The sequence below is a fragment of the Streptomyces sp. NPDC031274 genome, assembly GCF_055570235.1.
Genome location: NZ_JBVIHP010000002.1, coordinates 505,386 through 520,167 on the forward strand (window position 1 = coordinate 505,386; position 14,782 = coordinate 520,167).

Here is a 14,782-nt window from a genome sequence, read left to right on the forward strand (position 1 = left end):
AGGCCATCACCAGCACATCAAAGCCGCGTCCAGGAATGAAACAACAGGAGAGAAGGACCTCTTAATGAGGTGGGTCTGACAGCTGGCTGGCCGTGCCGGTGTGCTGGAGTACGAGGATGGCCACATCATCGTCGTTGGCCGCCGTGGCGCCTGCCGAGCGGAGCAGCCGGTCGCAGATCACCTCGGGGGTGCCTGTCGCGCTGCCTTTCAGCGTCCGTACCAGGGATGCGATTCTGTCGTCCAGTTCCTCGTCGCAGTGTTCGACCAGGCCGTCGGTGTAGAGGACCGCCGTGGAGCCCGGGGCGAAGGCGATCGAGCCGGACGCGTGCATCCAGCCGCCCGTGCCCAAGGGCGGTCCCGTGGGTTCATCGGCGCGCAGGACCGAACCGCTCTGGTCAAGGACCAGGATGGGCAGGTGGTCGGCCGAGGCGTACACCAGGCGGTCCTCGTGGGGGTCGTGGACGGCGTACACGCAAGTCGCGATCTGGTTGGCGTCGATCTCCGTGACCAGAGCGTCCAGGAGTTGCAGGACCTCGTGCGGGCGCAGGTCCAGGCGGGCGTAGGCCCTGACCGCCGTACGGAGCTGGCCCATGACCGCTGCCGCCCGTACGCCGTGGCCCATGACGTCGCCGATGACCACACCCGTGCGGCCGTTGCCGAGGGAGACCACGTCGTACCAGTCTCCGCCGACCGCGGCTTCCGTGCCGCCCGGTTGGTACGTGGCGGCGATGCGCAGGCCGTCCGGCTGCATCAACTCCTGGGGGAGCAGGGACCGCTGCAGGGTGATGGCCGTCTCACGCTGGCGGCGTTCGCCGGCGCGAAGGCGTTCGGCAGCTTCGGCGTGGTCGGTGACGTCGGTCGCGAAAACCATCACTCCGTCGCCGCCTTCGGCCACCGGGGTGCAGGTGACGGCGTACGACCGGCCGCTCGGCGCCTCGCGGGACTTGACCGTGCGCGGCTGGCCGCTGTGCAGGACCTGGTCCAGGAGCGGCAGCAGGCTTAGTTCGTCCAGCTCAGGGAGCGCCTCACGGGCCGGTTCGCCCAGAGGCCGTTGGCCGAAGGCCCTCACGTAGGCGTCGTTGACGTATGCGAGACGGTGCTCCGGGCCGTGGACGAGGGCGACGAGAGCCGGCACACGGTCGAGGACTGAGGCATCTGCCGGGGGAGGGCCGTACTCCAGGCGTTGCTTGAGGCTTGCCAGGGACTGCTCGACATCCACGACCGGTCCGAGTGCGTGATGGATGGCGTCCTCGGTGCTGCGGACCGTGTCGCGCAGGCGCGCATCGGCGGCGTCGTCCGTGCCCACACGATCGTCCCTGCGCCCGCGCCGAAATGGACCGGTCAGGCGGTGCCGGATCGTGGTGTGGTCCGAGCTGTCATTCATCGCGCCCCGCCTTCCCACTGGTCGTCAAAGATCCCCAAGGAATTGAACTCCGCCCACATGGGCCCCAGCGTCTTGCGGGCTCTGCTCAGGTGAACGCGTACAGTTGGCGCCTCGACGCCCATCACTGCCCCCGCCCGCTTGGCATCGAGATCCGCCATGCAGCACAGCGCGACAGCTGCACGTTGTTGCTCACTTAAGTGAGCGATCGCCCCGCATACTCGACGATACGCGTCCTTGAGATCCAGGTGTGCTGCCAACTCCGGTGTGGTGGAGGAGAAGTCGCGGCCTTCCAGGGGGAGGGTGCTCGGCAGGTGACGCAGGGCTGCAAGGCATTCACGTACGACGACCGTGGACAGCCACGCATGCCAGTTGTCCACCGGTGGGGCGTGGACGTCCTTCATCCGGCGCCAGCACCGGATGAAGGCTTCCTGTACCGCGTCCTGAGCCACCGCGGAGTTTCCACCGCACACGACAATGCCCTTTGCGAGCATCCTGCGGTACGACGCCCGGTACAGCTGGTCGAAGGCGGGCCCGATGTTTTCACTCGACATGCCCAGCGCTTCTCACCCTCTGTACTTGGCTGTCTGCAGGGCTTCCAGTCCGCTGCGCTCCGGACACCTGAATGGTCCACGACAGGCCGTCCTGGTCGACGGAGTGGGCGAATCCCCCCTGCTGGTCGAGGTGTTGGAGTACGGCGGTGATGGTCTTGCGTCTGCCCTGCTCCCGGATCCGGTAGGCATACGCCCGCACCACAGCTGCTGCACTGAAGCAGACCACTGCAGAAGTCCAGGCCCACACAGTGTGCACCGTCTGCTCGCCCTCCTCCGTCGGATGCCAGGAACGCCCCGGCTATCAATAAGAGGGGAGGAGCCGCGAGAACGCTTACAGGAGCGGTGGTGACGGAGCGTCAGGCGGAAGTGCCGTTGGGTGAAGGTCGGCACCCGGACCCCAACCGGCGCGGTGGCAGGCGCAGAGACCCCGCGCGTGAACCCTGCCGCAGGGCGGCGGGTGACCTGCAATCGCTACGGGGCGGGGTGCGGCATCTGTTCGCCGCCCCCCCCGGGGTCTGGCCAAGGGCAAGCTCTACGGCCACATCAAGCCGGTCAAGAGGCGGACACTGCTCCTGGAGTTCTGTCGCCACCCGCGCAGCCTCTACCCGCCCGAGACCCGCTTCGTGATCGTCCGTGACAACTTCCCCCCCGCACCTGAGCAAGAAGGAATGCCGACGGGTCGGCACGTGGCGGCCGCGAACAATGTCGAGATCGCCTACACCCCGACCATCGGCTCCCGGCTCAACCGCATCGCCTGGGTGGCCCGGCTCAACCGCATCGCCTGGGTGGCCCGGTACAGCATCGAGGCGATCACCAGCGCGGCATTCCAGCCCACCTCGCCCGCATTGATGCCCACCTCACCGGCACCCCGTTCACCCGTAGCCCGCATGCGGGCGAGCCACTTCGCAGTACTTCGCCCCCGTCGATCCAGCGATCGACGGGGGCGAAGCCAGCCCCGAAATGGCCAACACGGTCGATCGACTAGGCGACCGGCGCCGAGGCGGTGTTCTTGCTGTCGTCGTCCGACTGCGGGCCGCTCTCCTGGGCGAGTCGTTCCATGCCGCTCGTCGTCTTCAGCGGCTTCTCCTTGATGAAGAGCACCGCGACGAATGCGAGCGCCGCGAACGGAGCCGCAAGCAGGAAGAGGTCGGCGGTTGCCAGACCGTAGGCGTTCTCCACGATCTCCCGCATCGGTGCGGGCAGTTTCGTCATGTCGGGGACGGCGCCCTCGCCGCCGGAGCTGTCGGCGGCAGCACCGCCCGCCGCGCCCACGCTCTTGGAGATCTCCGTAGCCACACGGTTGGCGAGGACGGCGCCCAGGACGCTGGTGCCGATCGTGCCGCCCATGCTGCGGAAGAACGAGAGGACGGAGGTTGCCGCGCCCAGCTCGGAGGCCGGTACGTCATTCTGCGCGGCCAGGACCAGGTTCTGCATCAGCATGCCGACGCCGACGCCGAGCACGGCCATGTAGAGGCTGAGAATTCCGAAGCCGGTGTCGGCGTCAATGGTGGCCAGCAGCCCCAGTCCTGCGGTCATGATGATGGCGCCCGAGACTAGGTAGGCCTTCCACTTGCCGGTCTTGCTGATGATCTGGCCGGCGACGGTGGAGGACACCAGCAGACCCAGGATCATCGGCAGGCTCATCAGGCCTGCCGCCGTGGGGGACTTGCCAAGCGCGATCTGGAAGTACTGCGAGAGGAAGACGGTGCCGCCGAACATGGCCACGCCCACCAGCAGGCTCGCGACGGTCGTCAGCGTGACGGTCCTGTTGCGGAAGATAGCGAGCGGAATGATCGGCTCCGGCACCCGTGACTCCACGAACACCGCTGCCACCAGCAGGAGTACACCCGTTCCGGTGAGCGCCGCGGTCTGCCAGGACGCCCAGTCGAACTGCTGGCCCGCCAGCGAGGTCCAGATCAGCAGCGCGCAGACGCCGGCGACGATCAGGAAGGCACCCAGGAAGTCGATCTTCACTTCGCGGCGTACGGTCGGGAGTTGGAGCGTGCGCTGCAGGATCAGGATGGCCAGCAGCGCGAACGGCACGCCGATGAAGAAGCACCAGCGCCAGCCCAGCCAGGAGGTGTCCACCAGGATGCCTCCGACCAGCGGTCCTGCCACCGTACCCACGGCGAACACGGCGCCGAAGATTCCCGCGTACTTGCCGAGCCTACGCGGCGGGATGACGGCCGCCATGACGACCTGCGCCAGTGCGGTCAGGCCGCCGGCGCCGATGCCCTGCACGACGCGGCTGAAGATGAGCAGCCCCACGCCCTGCGAGAACCCGGCGAGCAGGGAGCCGACGATGAACATGGCCAGGGACAGCTGCAGGAGAAGCTTCTTGTTGTAGAGGTCGGAGAGCTTGCCCCACAGGGGGACGGTCGCCGTCATGGCGAGCAGCTCGGAGGTGACGACCCAGGTGTAGGAGGACTGGCTGGCGCCGAGGTCGGCGATGATGCGCGGGAGTGCGTTGGCCACGACCGTGCCGGCGAGGATGGCCACGAACATGCCGGCCATCAGCCCGGACATGGCCTGGAGTATCTGCTTGTTGCTCATGGAAGTGGACGCCTGTTCGGGCGCCTCTGCTGTGCTCAAGATTTCCCTCTTACAAGTCGATCCGCGGATCGGGCAGAAACAAAACTCAGGAGTGACGCGGTTCAGGAGTGACGCGGGCTCAGGAGTCCGCCGCGGGGGCGGTCAGGCCCATGGCCAGGTGGGCGAACGTGAGGCGGAAGACGTCGACGAAGGCGGCGTCCGCCGCCCGCCCGCACCAGTCCTCGATGGCGACCCGGACCGCGGTCGTGGAGGCGGCGGCGACCAGTTTGGGGTAGAGCCCGACCGTCTGGCCCGGCACGGCTCCCAGCCGTTCGGCGACGGCCTGCGCAAGCTCCGACTCCTCGGCCATGTGGGCGCCCAGGCCGCGGACGAGGAGGTGCGGCGAGCGCTGGAAGACCTTGGCCCGCAGGCTCCAGATCTCGTGGCGCTCCTCGATGTCCACCAACTCCGCGGCGAACGCCTCCCGCAGCACGTCGAGGACGGGCAGGTCGGCGGGCGCCTGGCGCACGGTACGCCGGATCCGTTCGCCGACCTCCTCGTCGATCATGAGGAAGGCGTCGTCGTGGCTGTCGAAGTAGTTGAAGAAGGTGCGCGGTGAGACTCCCGCCGCGCTGCTGATCGCCTCGACGGTCACGTTCTCCGCCCCGTGCTCGGCGGCCAGCCGCACCGCGGCGTCGGACAAAGCCGCCCGGGTGGCCCGCTTCTTGCGCTCGCGGAGTCCGGGCACAGCGTCTTTGCTCGTCACATCTTGCAGACTACGCAAAGATGCAGAGCATGCAAAATTGTCATTCTCCGGCTGCGGTATCCCATGTCGCTCTAAAAGTCATCGGCGCTGGTCAAGCGACATAGCGATACTCGTTGATCAGGCCGCCGAGGGTTCGGTTGCGCAGTACTCTGCGGCTGTCAGGGCCCTGCGCGGCGGCGGGATGTTCACGGGGGCCGGGTGGCAGTTGGTTGCGGGCTGGCGGCGAGGGGCGCTATGGCACCCGTGCCACGCCGACCCATCCGGCCCGGATGGTCAACGTGCCGGGCATGGCCGCGTCCGGCTTCCACTCCGGCCAGGGAACGAAGCCGGGGTCGACCAGTTCAAGACCGTCAAAGAGTGAGACCGTCTGCTCGGGGCTGCGCAGAATGTAGGGGATCGCGCCGGAGTTGTTGTACTCCTCCTGCACGCTGCGGTGCAGTTCATCGTCGGCATCGGAATGACTCAGCGAGGCGTAGCTGCCGGAAGGAAGGCCCGCCACCAGGCCGCGCACCAACGCCAGTACGTCTTCCCAGGGGTCTATGTGACCCAGCACATCATTGATCACAAGACCGATGGGCTGAGACATGTCGAGCGTTTTCGCAGCGCTTTGAAGAATTTCGTCGGTGTCGCGCATGTCCGCCAGCACGTAATCGGTGGCGCCTTCGGGCGTGCTTCGCAGAAGCGTGTCGACATGCATCAGGACGATCGGGTCGTGGTCTATGTAGACCACCCGGCTGTCCCGCGCTATGCGCTGGGCGATCTCGTGGGTGTTGTTGGCCGTGGGCAGCCCGGCACCCACGTCGAGGAACTGTTTGATACCTGCCCGCGCCATCCAGCTCACCGAGCGACGCAGTACATCGCGTGACTCCCGGGCCATCGGGACGATCAGGGGGAACTTCTCCTTGTAGGCGTCACCGGCCCGTTGGTCAGATTCGTAGTGGTCCTTGCCGCCCAGCCAGTAGTTCCATACGCGCGCGCTGTGCGGAAGGAAGGTGTCTATGTGAGGGATGTCTGCCGGCTCACTGCTCATTGGAGTGCCTCTCTCTTGGTCAGGTCTCCATTGGCCAGGGTGGGGACAGGGACAGCGATACGGTCCAGTCTTCCGAGGCAGCTGTCACCGCGTGCGCCCGGGCGCAACATTGGCATTGCCGGACAGACTTGCACAGGGTGCTACATCAACGCCCCTGCCCCGGTGAATATGTCGCTGGTCCGGGGGAGGGGGGGCTGTGAGCCTGGGAGTTCGCGGCCTCGTCGTCGCACTGGGCAGTGGCGCATCCCAGGGCCTCGGCCATCAGTGGGCCCCGGGCGCTGGTCGGACGGGTAGTCGGACGGGTAGTCGACGCCAGGGGTTCCTCGGGGAACACATAGTTCGGCTCCACCGGAATGGTGAACGACATGTCGAGCTCGCGATCGATCCCGGCGCCACCCGACATCACCTCGGGGGCATCCGATTCCCGTACGCCCCCGCCCCGGTGGTCCGTGATTTCCCACAACGCCCGCTGTGACTTGCCTCGTGGCGCCGCAGCCGCCCCCGTCTGACGGCGCTGACCTGCGATGTACTGGATCAACGCCTGTCGCCGACTTGCTCGCTCTGGCGGCTCTGGCGGCTCTGGCGGCTTTGGCGGTGGAGCGTTGCGTTCTTGCGCCACCGGTCGGCCCGTGGTGCCGGTTCACCTGCACAGGGTGTCGTTCAGCTGGATCTGTTCTGCTTTGCTCAGTTCGAGCTCTGCTGCTTTGGCCGAGTCGTGGATCGATGCCGGACGGCTGGCGCCCGGCACTGGGATCATCGCCGGGGAACGCGTCAGGAGCCAGGCCAGGGCGACCTGTTGCGGGCTGACACCGTGCTCGGCCGCGATGTGGTGGAAGGCGGTCCTTGCAGGGGTCGGTTTAGCGCTTGCTGGGGTCGGTTCAGAGGGGGCATCGAGGGAGCTTGGGGAGATGCCGCCCAGGGGGCTCCAGGGCAGGAAGGCCAGGCCCAGTTCGGTGCTCAGCCGCAGCTGGGGCTCGCTGTCGCGGACCGCGGGCGAGTACTGGTTCTGTACGGAGACCAGGCCGTCTCCGAGGATGGTGTGGGCCTCGTGGATCTGGCGCGTGGTGACGTTGGAGATCCCGGCGGATCGTATGGTGCCGGCGTCGAGCAGCTCGCGCAGCGCGCCCACGGAATCTGCCCAGGGCACGGCGGGGTCCGGCTTGTGCAGCTGGTAGAGGCCGATTGCCTCAACGCCCAGGCGCTTGAGGGAAGCTTCCGCGGCGTGCTTGAGGTGGGAGGGGGTGGCGGTGACGGTCCAGCTGCCGTCGCCGGGGCGGCCCCGGCCGCCCTTGGTGGCGATGAGCAGGTGGGAAGTGTCGCGCCCGTAGCGTGTCAGGGCGCGGGCGATGAGTCTTTCGTTGTGGCCTGCTTCGCCGGCGTGCCAGTAGTAGCTGTCGGCCGTGTCGATGAGCGTGACCCCGGCGTCCAGGGCCGCGTGGATGGTGGCGATCGCCTGCTGTTCGTCCGGGCGGTGTTCGATGGACAGCGGCATGGCGCCCAGGCCGATGGCGCTGACGGAGGTGTCTGCGATGGTGCGGAAGCGCATGGTGTCTCCGTCTCAGGCGGTGAGGGCGCTCGGGGCGTCGAGGGCTTCGGCGATGGCGCCGGGAAGCCAGTCGGTGGTGTGGGAAAAGGAGAAGGCCAGCTCTTTCGCGCGGGCGTTGCTCATGGCGTAATGGCGGTCGAAGGAGAAGGGCGAGGCCGGCTGGCCCGCGTCGACGCTGCGGTAGACGGCCCTGCCGCCGGTCTGTGCGGCGATCACTGCGCTCAGGCCCCGGGCATCGAGCGGACCGTCGGAGCAGGCGTTGAGCGGGCCGGTGAAGTCGGTGGCGGTGGCCGCCCACAGCAGAAGCTCCGCCAGCTCCTTGTAGTGGATGAAGACCGTGGGCAGCGCCTCTGCGTGCACAGTGATCGGCGTGCCCTGGCTGATGCGCTCGATGTAGTGCTGCAGACGGCCGGTGAACTCCCGGGCACCGCCGCCGAGAACGTGGGCGCTGCGCACAGCGGCGAAATCGAATGCGTGGTGCTGCGTGAGGACGGCCTCTGCCTGGCGCTTGCCCTCGGCGTAATGCGTCTCCAGGTAGACCTTGTCGTGCCAGGGCAGGTCCTTTCGCACCAGCCACGTGGAGGGATCCACTGTCTGCTCGGGCACCGGTGTCCCGGGTGGGACGACAGTCAGTGCGGCCGTTGCGGGGTCGTAGACCTCGATCGTGGAGGTCATGATGTAGCGCTGGGTACGGCCGCTGAAGACGCGGGCTGCGATGGCGGCCTGCAGCGGGGTGTAGCAGACCTGATCCACGACCGCGTCGAAGGTGCGGGAGCCCAGGGCGGCGATCAGTGCGGCCTCGTCGTCCCGGTTGGCGACGAGGTGCTCGACCCCTGCCGGCGGCGGGTTGGAGCCGCGGTTGACAACAGTGACCCGGTGGCCTTCCGCCTGCAGGCGCTGCACCAGGAGCTTGCCGAAGTAGCGGCTTCCGCCGATAACGCAGATCTTCTTCATGCCTTCATCCTGACCACCTAGAGTCATCAGCAGAAGTGCCTACTTACTGGCTACGTATGAAGGAAAACTGTTGATCGACGTGCAGCGCCTGCGGGTCCTGCGGGCTGTGGCCGAACACGGCAGCTTCAACCAGGCGGCGGCGGCCCTCCACCTCACTCCCTCGGCCGTCTCCCAGCACGTGGCTGCCCTTGAGCGCAGCCTCGGCGCTCAGGTCGTCGCGCGCAGCAGCCGCGGAGCCACCCTCACCCCGGCCGGCCGGATCATGGTCGGCGCTGCCGAGTCGGTCGCCGCTGAGCTCGTACATGCCAGGCAGCAGGTCGAGCAACTCGGCAGCGGTCGCACCCAGATCACCATCGCCACCTTCACCAGCGGAGGCAGGCTCCTGCTGCCCGGCGCACTGGCCCGCCTCACCACCGCCCACCCGGACACCGCGGTACACATCAGGGAAGCCGAACCCGAGGACAGCCTGCCGCTGGTCCGGCAGGGGAGCGTGGACGCCGCACTCGCCTACCACTTCGACGGCCCACTGCCCGGTCAGCCCGGAGCGGGCTCCCGCCCTGCGTGGACGGCACTCATGGAAGACCCTCTGCATGTCGTCCTGCCCGACGCCCACCGTCTGGCCGACCGCGAGTCGCTGGAGATCGCTGAACTGGCAGCAGAGCCCTGGGTCCTCGGCTGCCTCAAGACCGAGGCGTACCTGCGCCGCTACGCGGATCGTGCGGGCTTCGACCTGAAGGTGCGCTGCACGACGACCGACTACTTCTTCGCCCGCTCGCTCGTCGCCGCGCGCATGGGAGTCTCGCTGATCCCCTCCATCGCGCAAACCCCGCGGATAGTAGGAGTACGCACCATCCCGATCGCACCGCCGACACCGACCCGACACATCGGCGCCGCCACAATCCTCCGCCGCAACCATCCCCAAGTCACGACATTGATTCAGGCTCTCCGGGAACAAGTAGGAGCGCTGGATGAAACCTGATCCACAGAGCACGACCTGATCTCAGTCATCCGCACCTTTGCCGACCCGCTTTGATGCGCGTGCCCGGGAGATTCCCATCTCTTCGGCGACGTGCGCGATTGGCCGTGTACGACATCGTTCGACCAAACGTCGGCGGCATTCCGTCGCGGTCCTCGTCGACGGCTGTTCCGTATGGTCGTGGACTTTTCGAGCGGTCTCCCGGAGTCTGTTCGCGTGGACTCGCCGCTGACCACCTATCTGCTGCCTGCCGTCCTCGCCGTGATCATGTTCGGTCTCGGACTCGGCCTGTCCGTGGCCGACTTCCGCAGGATCGCGGCGTATCCGCGTCCTGTGGCCGTCGCGCTTGTCTGTCAGCTGGTGCTGCTGCCCGCCGCCTGTCTGGGCCTGGTGCTGGCCTTCGACCTGGCGCCCGCGCTGGCTGTCGGGATGATGCTGCTCGCGGCCTCTCCCGGGGGCACGATGGCCAATGTCTTCAGTCATCTCTTCGGCGGCGACGTCGCCCTCAACGTCACGCTGACCGCCATCAATTCGGTCATCGCCGTCGTCACGCTGCCGATCATCGTGAATCTCTCCCTCGACCACTTCATGACCGGCACGGACGAGGCGCTGGGACTGCGCTTCGACAAGACACTGCAGGTCTTCCTCGTCGTGCTGGTGCCGGTCGCGTCGGGGATGCTGGTCCGACACCGCCGTCCGGACTTCGCGGAGCGCTCCACGCGGGTGGTCAAGGTGACGGCGGTTGCCGCGCTCGTCGGCGTCATCATCGCCGCGCTCGTGGCCGAGCGGGAGAACGTGCTCGGCTATCTCGCCGACGTCGGCCTCGTGGTCTTCCTCTTCGGCGCGGTCTCCCTCACCATCGGCTACGGCGCGACCCGGCTGGCCCGCGGCGACCACCGGCAGTCCGTCGCCACCTGCTTCGAGATCGGCATGCACAACACCACGCTGTCGATGGCGATCGCCCTCAGCCCCTCGCTCCTTGACAGCACCCGGATGGCCATCCCCTCGGCGGTGTACGCGGTGGTCATGTTCGTCATGGCCCTGACCGCCGGCTTCCTGCTGCGCCGCATCGCCCCGACCGGGACTGCCGCAGTCAGCGGGGGAGCACCTCCGGTGTCCACCTCCGAGAGCCGGACACCCAGCGGGCGGGTGGGCCCGCGGTGGCCAAGGAGGCGGCCCGCCGCCGGTCGGGAGAAGCTGTGACGTCAGCGTTCGTGTCCGTGGACGCCGCCGCCCTGGTTCCGGACGCTGAGCTCAGCGGCACACGGCGGCCGCGAGCGCGCCCCAGTCGGTGAGATCACCACAGGACCGGGAGCCGTTCGGGAACCCGCTTGATGTTGCCTGTGCGCCAGGACAGTTGGTCGACCGGCAGCGCGAGCCGTAGCTGTGGCAGGCGCTGCAGGAGGACGGTGAGGGCTTCGGCGGCGTGTACGCGGGAGATCGCGGAGGCGGGGCAGAAGTGGCGACCGGCTCCGAACGACAGGTGGGCGTTGGGGGTGCGGTCGGGGTCGAACCGCTCGGGGTCGGTGAACTGCCGCGGGTCGAAGTTCGCGCCCTCCACACAGACCAGGACCAGCTCTCCGGCCCGTACCAGCACGTCACCGACCTGGACGTCGCTCTGGGCGATCCGGGGCAGTCCGTCGCCGATGGACAGGGTGAAGCGCATCAGCTCCTCCACTGCCCGCGGCATCGCCTGCGGGTGTTCTCGCAGGTAATCCATCGCCTCCGGGTGCCGGACCAGGGTGAGTACGGCGTGCAGCAGGAACACGTAGGTGCTCATGGCGCCGGCTCCGAACAGAGAGGTGACCGTGGCAGCCAGCATCTCGTCGGTGAGGTCGCCGCCGTCGCGCCCGGGATCGTCCCGCAGCTCGCACAGCCGCTTGATGAGGCCGCGTTGGGCTACCCGGTCGGCGCGTACGTGTCGCAGGACGAAGGCGTAGTCCTTGTCCCAGTTGGCGGTGCAGCCCTCGAAAACAACGGGGCTGGTGACGAAGCCGAGGTCGAGGCCCGACATCAGGCGCAGCCCGTCCTGGTAGGGCAGGCCGAGAACCTCGCAGACCAGGGCGGCGGAGTACGGCTCGGCGAATCGCTCGCGCAGATCCGCCGGCGGCCCCTCCTCGACCATGGCATCGACCAGTTCGTTCGCACGCTGGGCCATCCACTGGGCGGATGCGGGTCCGGTCCGGGGCCCGAAGGCACGCAGTACCTCTTGGTGGAGCCCGGCGCTGTTGACGTTTCCCATGGTGTTGACGACCTCGGCGGGGATCGTCAGGGCGTACTGGCGCGGCACGCCGGGGGACGCGGTGTCGCGCAGGCTGAAGCGTTCGTCTTCCAGGACCTGTCGGGCCAACGCGTAGCTGGTGACCAGCCAGGCGTCGTCGCCGGTGAGGGTCTGGATTCGGGCGACGGGGCTGTCCTGGCGCAGTTGCGCGCACTCGGCGGGCACGGTGTCACCTCGCCGGGACAGCGGCCACTGCACCGGTGCGTAGGGGACTTCCGCGGAGGGGACTTCGCTGGCTTCGGCGGCGGATGTCGTGGACGGGGTGGATGTCACGGCAGTCTGCTTTCTTCCAGGGCTTTTCGGCCCAGTGGGGGGGGAGGGGGATCAGTCGCGGCAGACGACGATGGAGTAGCCCTGTTCGTCGGCCGGGCGCAGCAGCCCTGTGGGGCGATCGGAGAACAGCAGTCGGCCCAGTGCCAGAACGGTGTGGTAGCAGTGGACGGACGAGGCGACGCCCAGGATGCGGGGAGTGTCGAGGAAGAACGGCAACTCGGCGTCGATGTACTCCAGTGCCGCCTGGACCTGCGCGGGAGAAGGCAGCGCGCCGGCCTCCAGCCGTTGGACGAGGAACTGGTGGGCCATGCCGTCCCGGACGGACCGCAGCTCCATGTCGGTCCGCAGCGCGGACCCGGCCCGTGCCCGCACCTGCTGGTATCCGGGCTGCTCCAGAAAAGAGGACAGCGGCCGCACCCGCACCCGCACAGCGGCCGGACCGATGTCCTCCAGGGCGCCCTCGATGCGGCGGCGGACCCCGCGGAGCTGCTTGGCGGCACTCCGGCGTGCGGCCGAGCGCTCGTACCCGAAAGCCTCCAGTGCCGCCTCCAGGGCGACGTCGGCGTGCACCACATCCACGACGGTGAACCGGTCCGCCGCCCATGCCAGCGCCCTGGCCAGACGCTGACGGTTGAAGTAGCTGTTTCCCGTGCTCACCCCGAACAACGCGTGGTCCCCGCGCCGGAGAATACTTTCGCTGCGCGGCCCGAGGGGCAGAACATCCAGTGTGAGCCCGGTCAGGGGCGGTCCGCTGGGGGACACCATGGCTCCTCGCTGTCACCTACGAATATGCGAGGCGAACATGCCCACGGTGAGTGACAAGGATGCCGTCAATACCCCTATGGTGTGACGTTGGGTAATCGTACGGCTGCGCTCAGGAGTCGGTGCGGCGCTGACTTGTAGACCCGTGGGCCGGAACGGGGTCGGGGCCGTCGCGGGACCGTCGTGCATCACCCCCGTAACAGAATGATCAGCTTCCTTGTGCGGGCCGCGTCCATGCCCGTGAAGTGGGCTGATGCACCTTCCGACAGCAGGCGGTCCGTTCTTCCGTCACCTGCGCATATGGCACGCCGTGCTGGCCTCCCTCGTAGTGGTGGCGGTGGTGGCGGCGTTCCTCGTCCTTCGCCCGTCCGACGGTGTGCGCTCGGTGCCCAACAGCCCCTGCCGACCGGTCGATTCGGCGCGCGAGGACAGGCCCGCGACCCCCGACCTCGACGGGGACGGCTCCGCCGAGCTGGTGTACGAGAGCTCCGACACGGTGCCTGACTTCGACGTGATCGTCGTGCCCGGCTCCGAGCAGGGGCCGGACCACGGCCGCACGACCGTCCTCAGCCGCGACGACCTCGGTGTGCCCGACGACATCCAGACGATCGACGACCAGTGGCGGCCCACGGTCGCCGACCTGGACGAGGACGGCCATGCCGACCTCATCGTCAGCGGCGCCGCCCAGGTGCTGTGGGGAGGCCCCAAGGGTCCGCAGGCCGGCGGACCGCACGGGCGCGTCCCACTGCCGGGCAGCGGATACAGCACCGCGCCGATCGCAGGAGACTTCGACGGGGACGGCCACACCGACCTCGCGGTCTTCAGGTCCTCGGTCAACGGTGAGGAACTGGTCGTCCTCAAGGGACCGTTCAAGCGCTCCGGCTCGCCCGCCCGAACCGTGGAGATCCCCAGCCCGATCAAAGAGAACGCGTCCCCCGTGCTGGTCTCGGGGGACGCGAACGACGACCGTGCCACCGATCTCGCGCTCTACGACTCCCCTTACGATCCGCCCCTGCTCTTCACCGGCGGCGCCCGTACCTCAAGCGGCCTGAGCAAGGAACCCGAGCGACTGCCGGAGGGCGAGAACGTCGTCTTCGGCGACTTCGACGGCGATGGGCGGCAGGACGTCGCCGTCGGCCGGAGCTTCGTCGACAGTTACGACGATGTCGACACACCCCACCGTCGCGGCCAGGTCAGAGTCCGCTACGGGAAGGAGCCGGGGAAGTGGGTCACCGTGGAGGGCGGCGACTTCAAGGAGGGCTTCGGCACCGCGCTCGCCGCCGGGGACTTCAACGGCGATGGCTGCGACGACCTGGCCGTACAGCTCACCAAGAAGAAGGAGACGGGGGACGCGCGGATCGAGGTGCTGCGGGGCGGCTCCGAGCACGGGCTCGGGTCGAAGCCCTGGCGCGCCACCAAGCGCCCCTTGCCGGGCGACGACGGCAACGGCTCGCTCTTCGACGTCCAGGACTGGGACGGCGACGGCCGCGTAGAACTGACCCTTTTCGGCGGGGACAGGTGGTGGATCTCCGACGGCACGGACCGCGACGAGGCATCCTTCCCGAACGACCCCAGCAAGGACCAAGGTTCGTAGGCACATGCTCGTTGTCCCGGGGCAGCTAGCCCCGAGCCGCGTAGCAGTGGCCGTGGGGTGCCCACCGGGCCTGCACTTGTACGGGAGTTCAGGGGGGGCTGATCCTCGGGGGCCTGGTCCTCCTTCCCGGTCG

The 14,782-nt window shown here is 68.1% G+C and carries 12 protein-coding genes and 1 pseudogene; 3 read left to right on the top strand and 10 right to left on the bottom strand.

Features of this window, described 5'->3' with window-relative positions:
* Positions 1–79: 79 nt before the first annotated feature.
* The 8 genes and pseudogenes from ACZ5CR_RS05150 to ACZ5CR_RS05185 form a co-directional block, all read right to left on the bottom strand.
* A pseudogene (locus ACZ5CR_RS05150) lies at positions 80–1,384 on the bottom strand (PP2C family protein-serine/threonine phosphatase); the annotation flags it as partial.
* Entirely contained in the window at positions 1,381–1,935 is a 555-nt protein-coding gene (locus ACZ5CR_RS05155; RefSeq protein WP_468853677.1) for an RNA polymerase sigma factor, read from the bottom strand. The gene ACZ5CR_RS05155 and the pseudogene ACZ5CR_RS05150, both read right to left, overlap by 4 nt.
* Before the next feature lie 715 nt (positions 1,936–2,650).
* Complete coding sequence (locus tag ACZ5CR_RS05160) at positions 2,651–2,824, bottom strand: hypothetical protein (RefSeq protein WP_468853679.1); 174 nt, start codon at positions 2,822–2,824, stop codon at positions 2,651–2,653.
* A gap of 92 nt (positions 2,825–2,916) precedes the next feature.
* Entirely contained in the window at positions 2,917–4,488 is a 1,572-nt protein-coding gene (locus ACZ5CR_RS05165) for an MFS transporter (RefSeq protein WP_468853903.1), read from the bottom strand.
* Between the two features lie 118 nt (positions 4,489–4,606).
* On the bottom strand, positions 4,607–5,242 hold the full coding sequence (locus ACZ5CR_RS05170) for a TetR/AcrR family transcriptional regulator (RefSeq protein WP_468853905.1): 636 nt from the start codon (positions 5,240–5,242) through the stop codon (positions 4,607–4,609).
* Between the two features lie 223 nt (positions 5,243–5,465).
* Positions 5,466–6,263: an SAM-dependent methyltransferase gene (locus ACZ5CR_RS05175; protein ID WP_468853681.1), complete on the bottom strand. Its 798-nt coding sequence runs from the start codon at positions 6,261–6,263 to the stop codon at positions 5,466–5,468.
* 640 nt (positions 6,264–6,903) lie between these two features.
* A complete protein-coding gene (locus ACZ5CR_RS05180; protein ID WP_468853684.1) occupies positions 6,904–7,809 on the bottom strand; it encodes an aldo/keto reductase in 906 nt (301 codons plus the stop codon).
* A 12-nt stretch (positions 7,810–7,821) separates the two neighbouring features.
* Positions 7,822–8,763, bottom strand: a complete 942-nt coding sequence (locus ACZ5CR_RS05185; RefSeq protein WP_468853686.1) for an NAD-dependent epimerase/dehydratase family protein — start codon at positions 8,761–8,763, stop codon at positions 7,822–7,824.
* 70 nt (positions 8,764–8,833) lie between these two features.
* Between ACZ5CR_RS05185 and ACZ5CR_RS05190 the strand changes: the two genes are divergently transcribed.
* Complete coding sequence (locus ACZ5CR_RS05190) at positions 8,834–9,742, top strand: LysR family transcriptional regulator (RefSeq protein WP_468853688.1); 909 nt, start codon at positions 8,834–8,836, stop codon at positions 9,740–9,742.
* A gap of 213 nt (positions 9,743–9,955) precedes the next feature.
* The gene (locus tag ACZ5CR_RS05195; protein ID WP_468853689.1) at positions 9,956–10,942 is read left to right on the top strand and encodes a bile acid:sodium symporter family protein; all 987 of its coding nucleotides are present in this window, start codon (positions 9,956–9,958) and stop codon (positions 10,940–10,942) included.
* Between the two features lie 94 nt (positions 10,943–11,036).
* Here the strand turns inward: ACZ5CR_RS05195 and ACZ5CR_RS05200 are convergent, their stop codons facing one another.
* Positions 11,037–12,293 (bottom strand): cytochrome P450, encoded by a 1,257-nt coding sequence (locus ACZ5CR_RS05200; protein WP_468853692.1) that lies wholly within the window; start codon positions 12,291–12,293, stop codon positions 11,037–11,039.
* A 51-nt stretch (positions 12,294–12,344) separates the two neighbouring features.
* A complete protein-coding gene (locus ACZ5CR_RS05205) occupies positions 12,345–13,058 on the bottom strand; it encodes a tRNA-dependent cyclodipeptide synthase (protein WP_468853694.1) in 714 nt (237 codons plus the stop codon).
* Between the two features lie 250 nt (positions 13,059–13,308).
* Between ACZ5CR_RS05205 and ACZ5CR_RS05210 the strand changes: the two genes are divergently transcribed.
* Positions 13,309–14,649, top strand: a complete 1,341-nt coding sequence (locus ACZ5CR_RS05210; RefSeq protein ID WP_468853697.1) for an FG-GAP repeat domain-containing protein — start codon at positions 13,309–13,311, stop codon at positions 14,647–14,649.
* Positions 14,650–14,782 lie beyond the last annotated feature (133 nt).

What these genes read in the sequence shown, in the direction of transcription:
- ACZ5CR_RS05205 (WP_468853694.1), bottom strand. Translation starts at nt 13,058, where the DNA reads ATGGTGTCCCCCAGCGGACCGCCCCTGACCGGGCTCACACTGGATGTT.
- ACZ5CR_RS05160 (WP_468853679.1), bottom strand. Translation starts at nt 2,824, where the DNA reads ATGCGGGCTACGGGTGAACGGGGTGCCGGTGAGGTGGGCATCAATGCG.
- ACZ5CR_RS05180 (WP_468853684.1), bottom strand. Translation starts at nt 7,809, where the DNA reads ATGCGCTTCCGCACCATCGCAGACACCTCCGTCAGCGCCATCGGCCTG.
- ACZ5CR_RS05210 (WP_468853697.1), top strand. Translation starts at nt 13,309, where the DNA reads ATGCACCTTCCGACAGCAGGCGGTCCGTTCTTCCGTCACCTGCGCATA.
- ACZ5CR_RS05185 (WP_468853686.1), bottom strand. Translation starts at nt 8,763, where the DNA reads ATGAAGAAGATCTGCGTTATCGGCGGAAGCCGCTACTTCGGCAAGCTC.
- ACZ5CR_RS05165 (WP_468853903.1), bottom strand. Translation starts at nt 4,488, where the DNA reads ATGAGCAACAAGCAGATACTCCAGGCCATGTCCGGGCTGATGGCCGGC.
- ACZ5CR_RS05175 (WP_468853681.1), bottom strand. Translation starts at nt 6,263, where the DNA reads ATGAGCAGTGAGCCGGCAGACATCCCTCACATAGACACCTTCCTTCCG.
- ACZ5CR_RS05155 (WP_468853677.1), bottom strand. Translation starts at nt 1,935, where the DNA reads ATGTCGAGTGAAAACATCGGGCCCGCCTTCGACCAGCTGTACCGGGCG.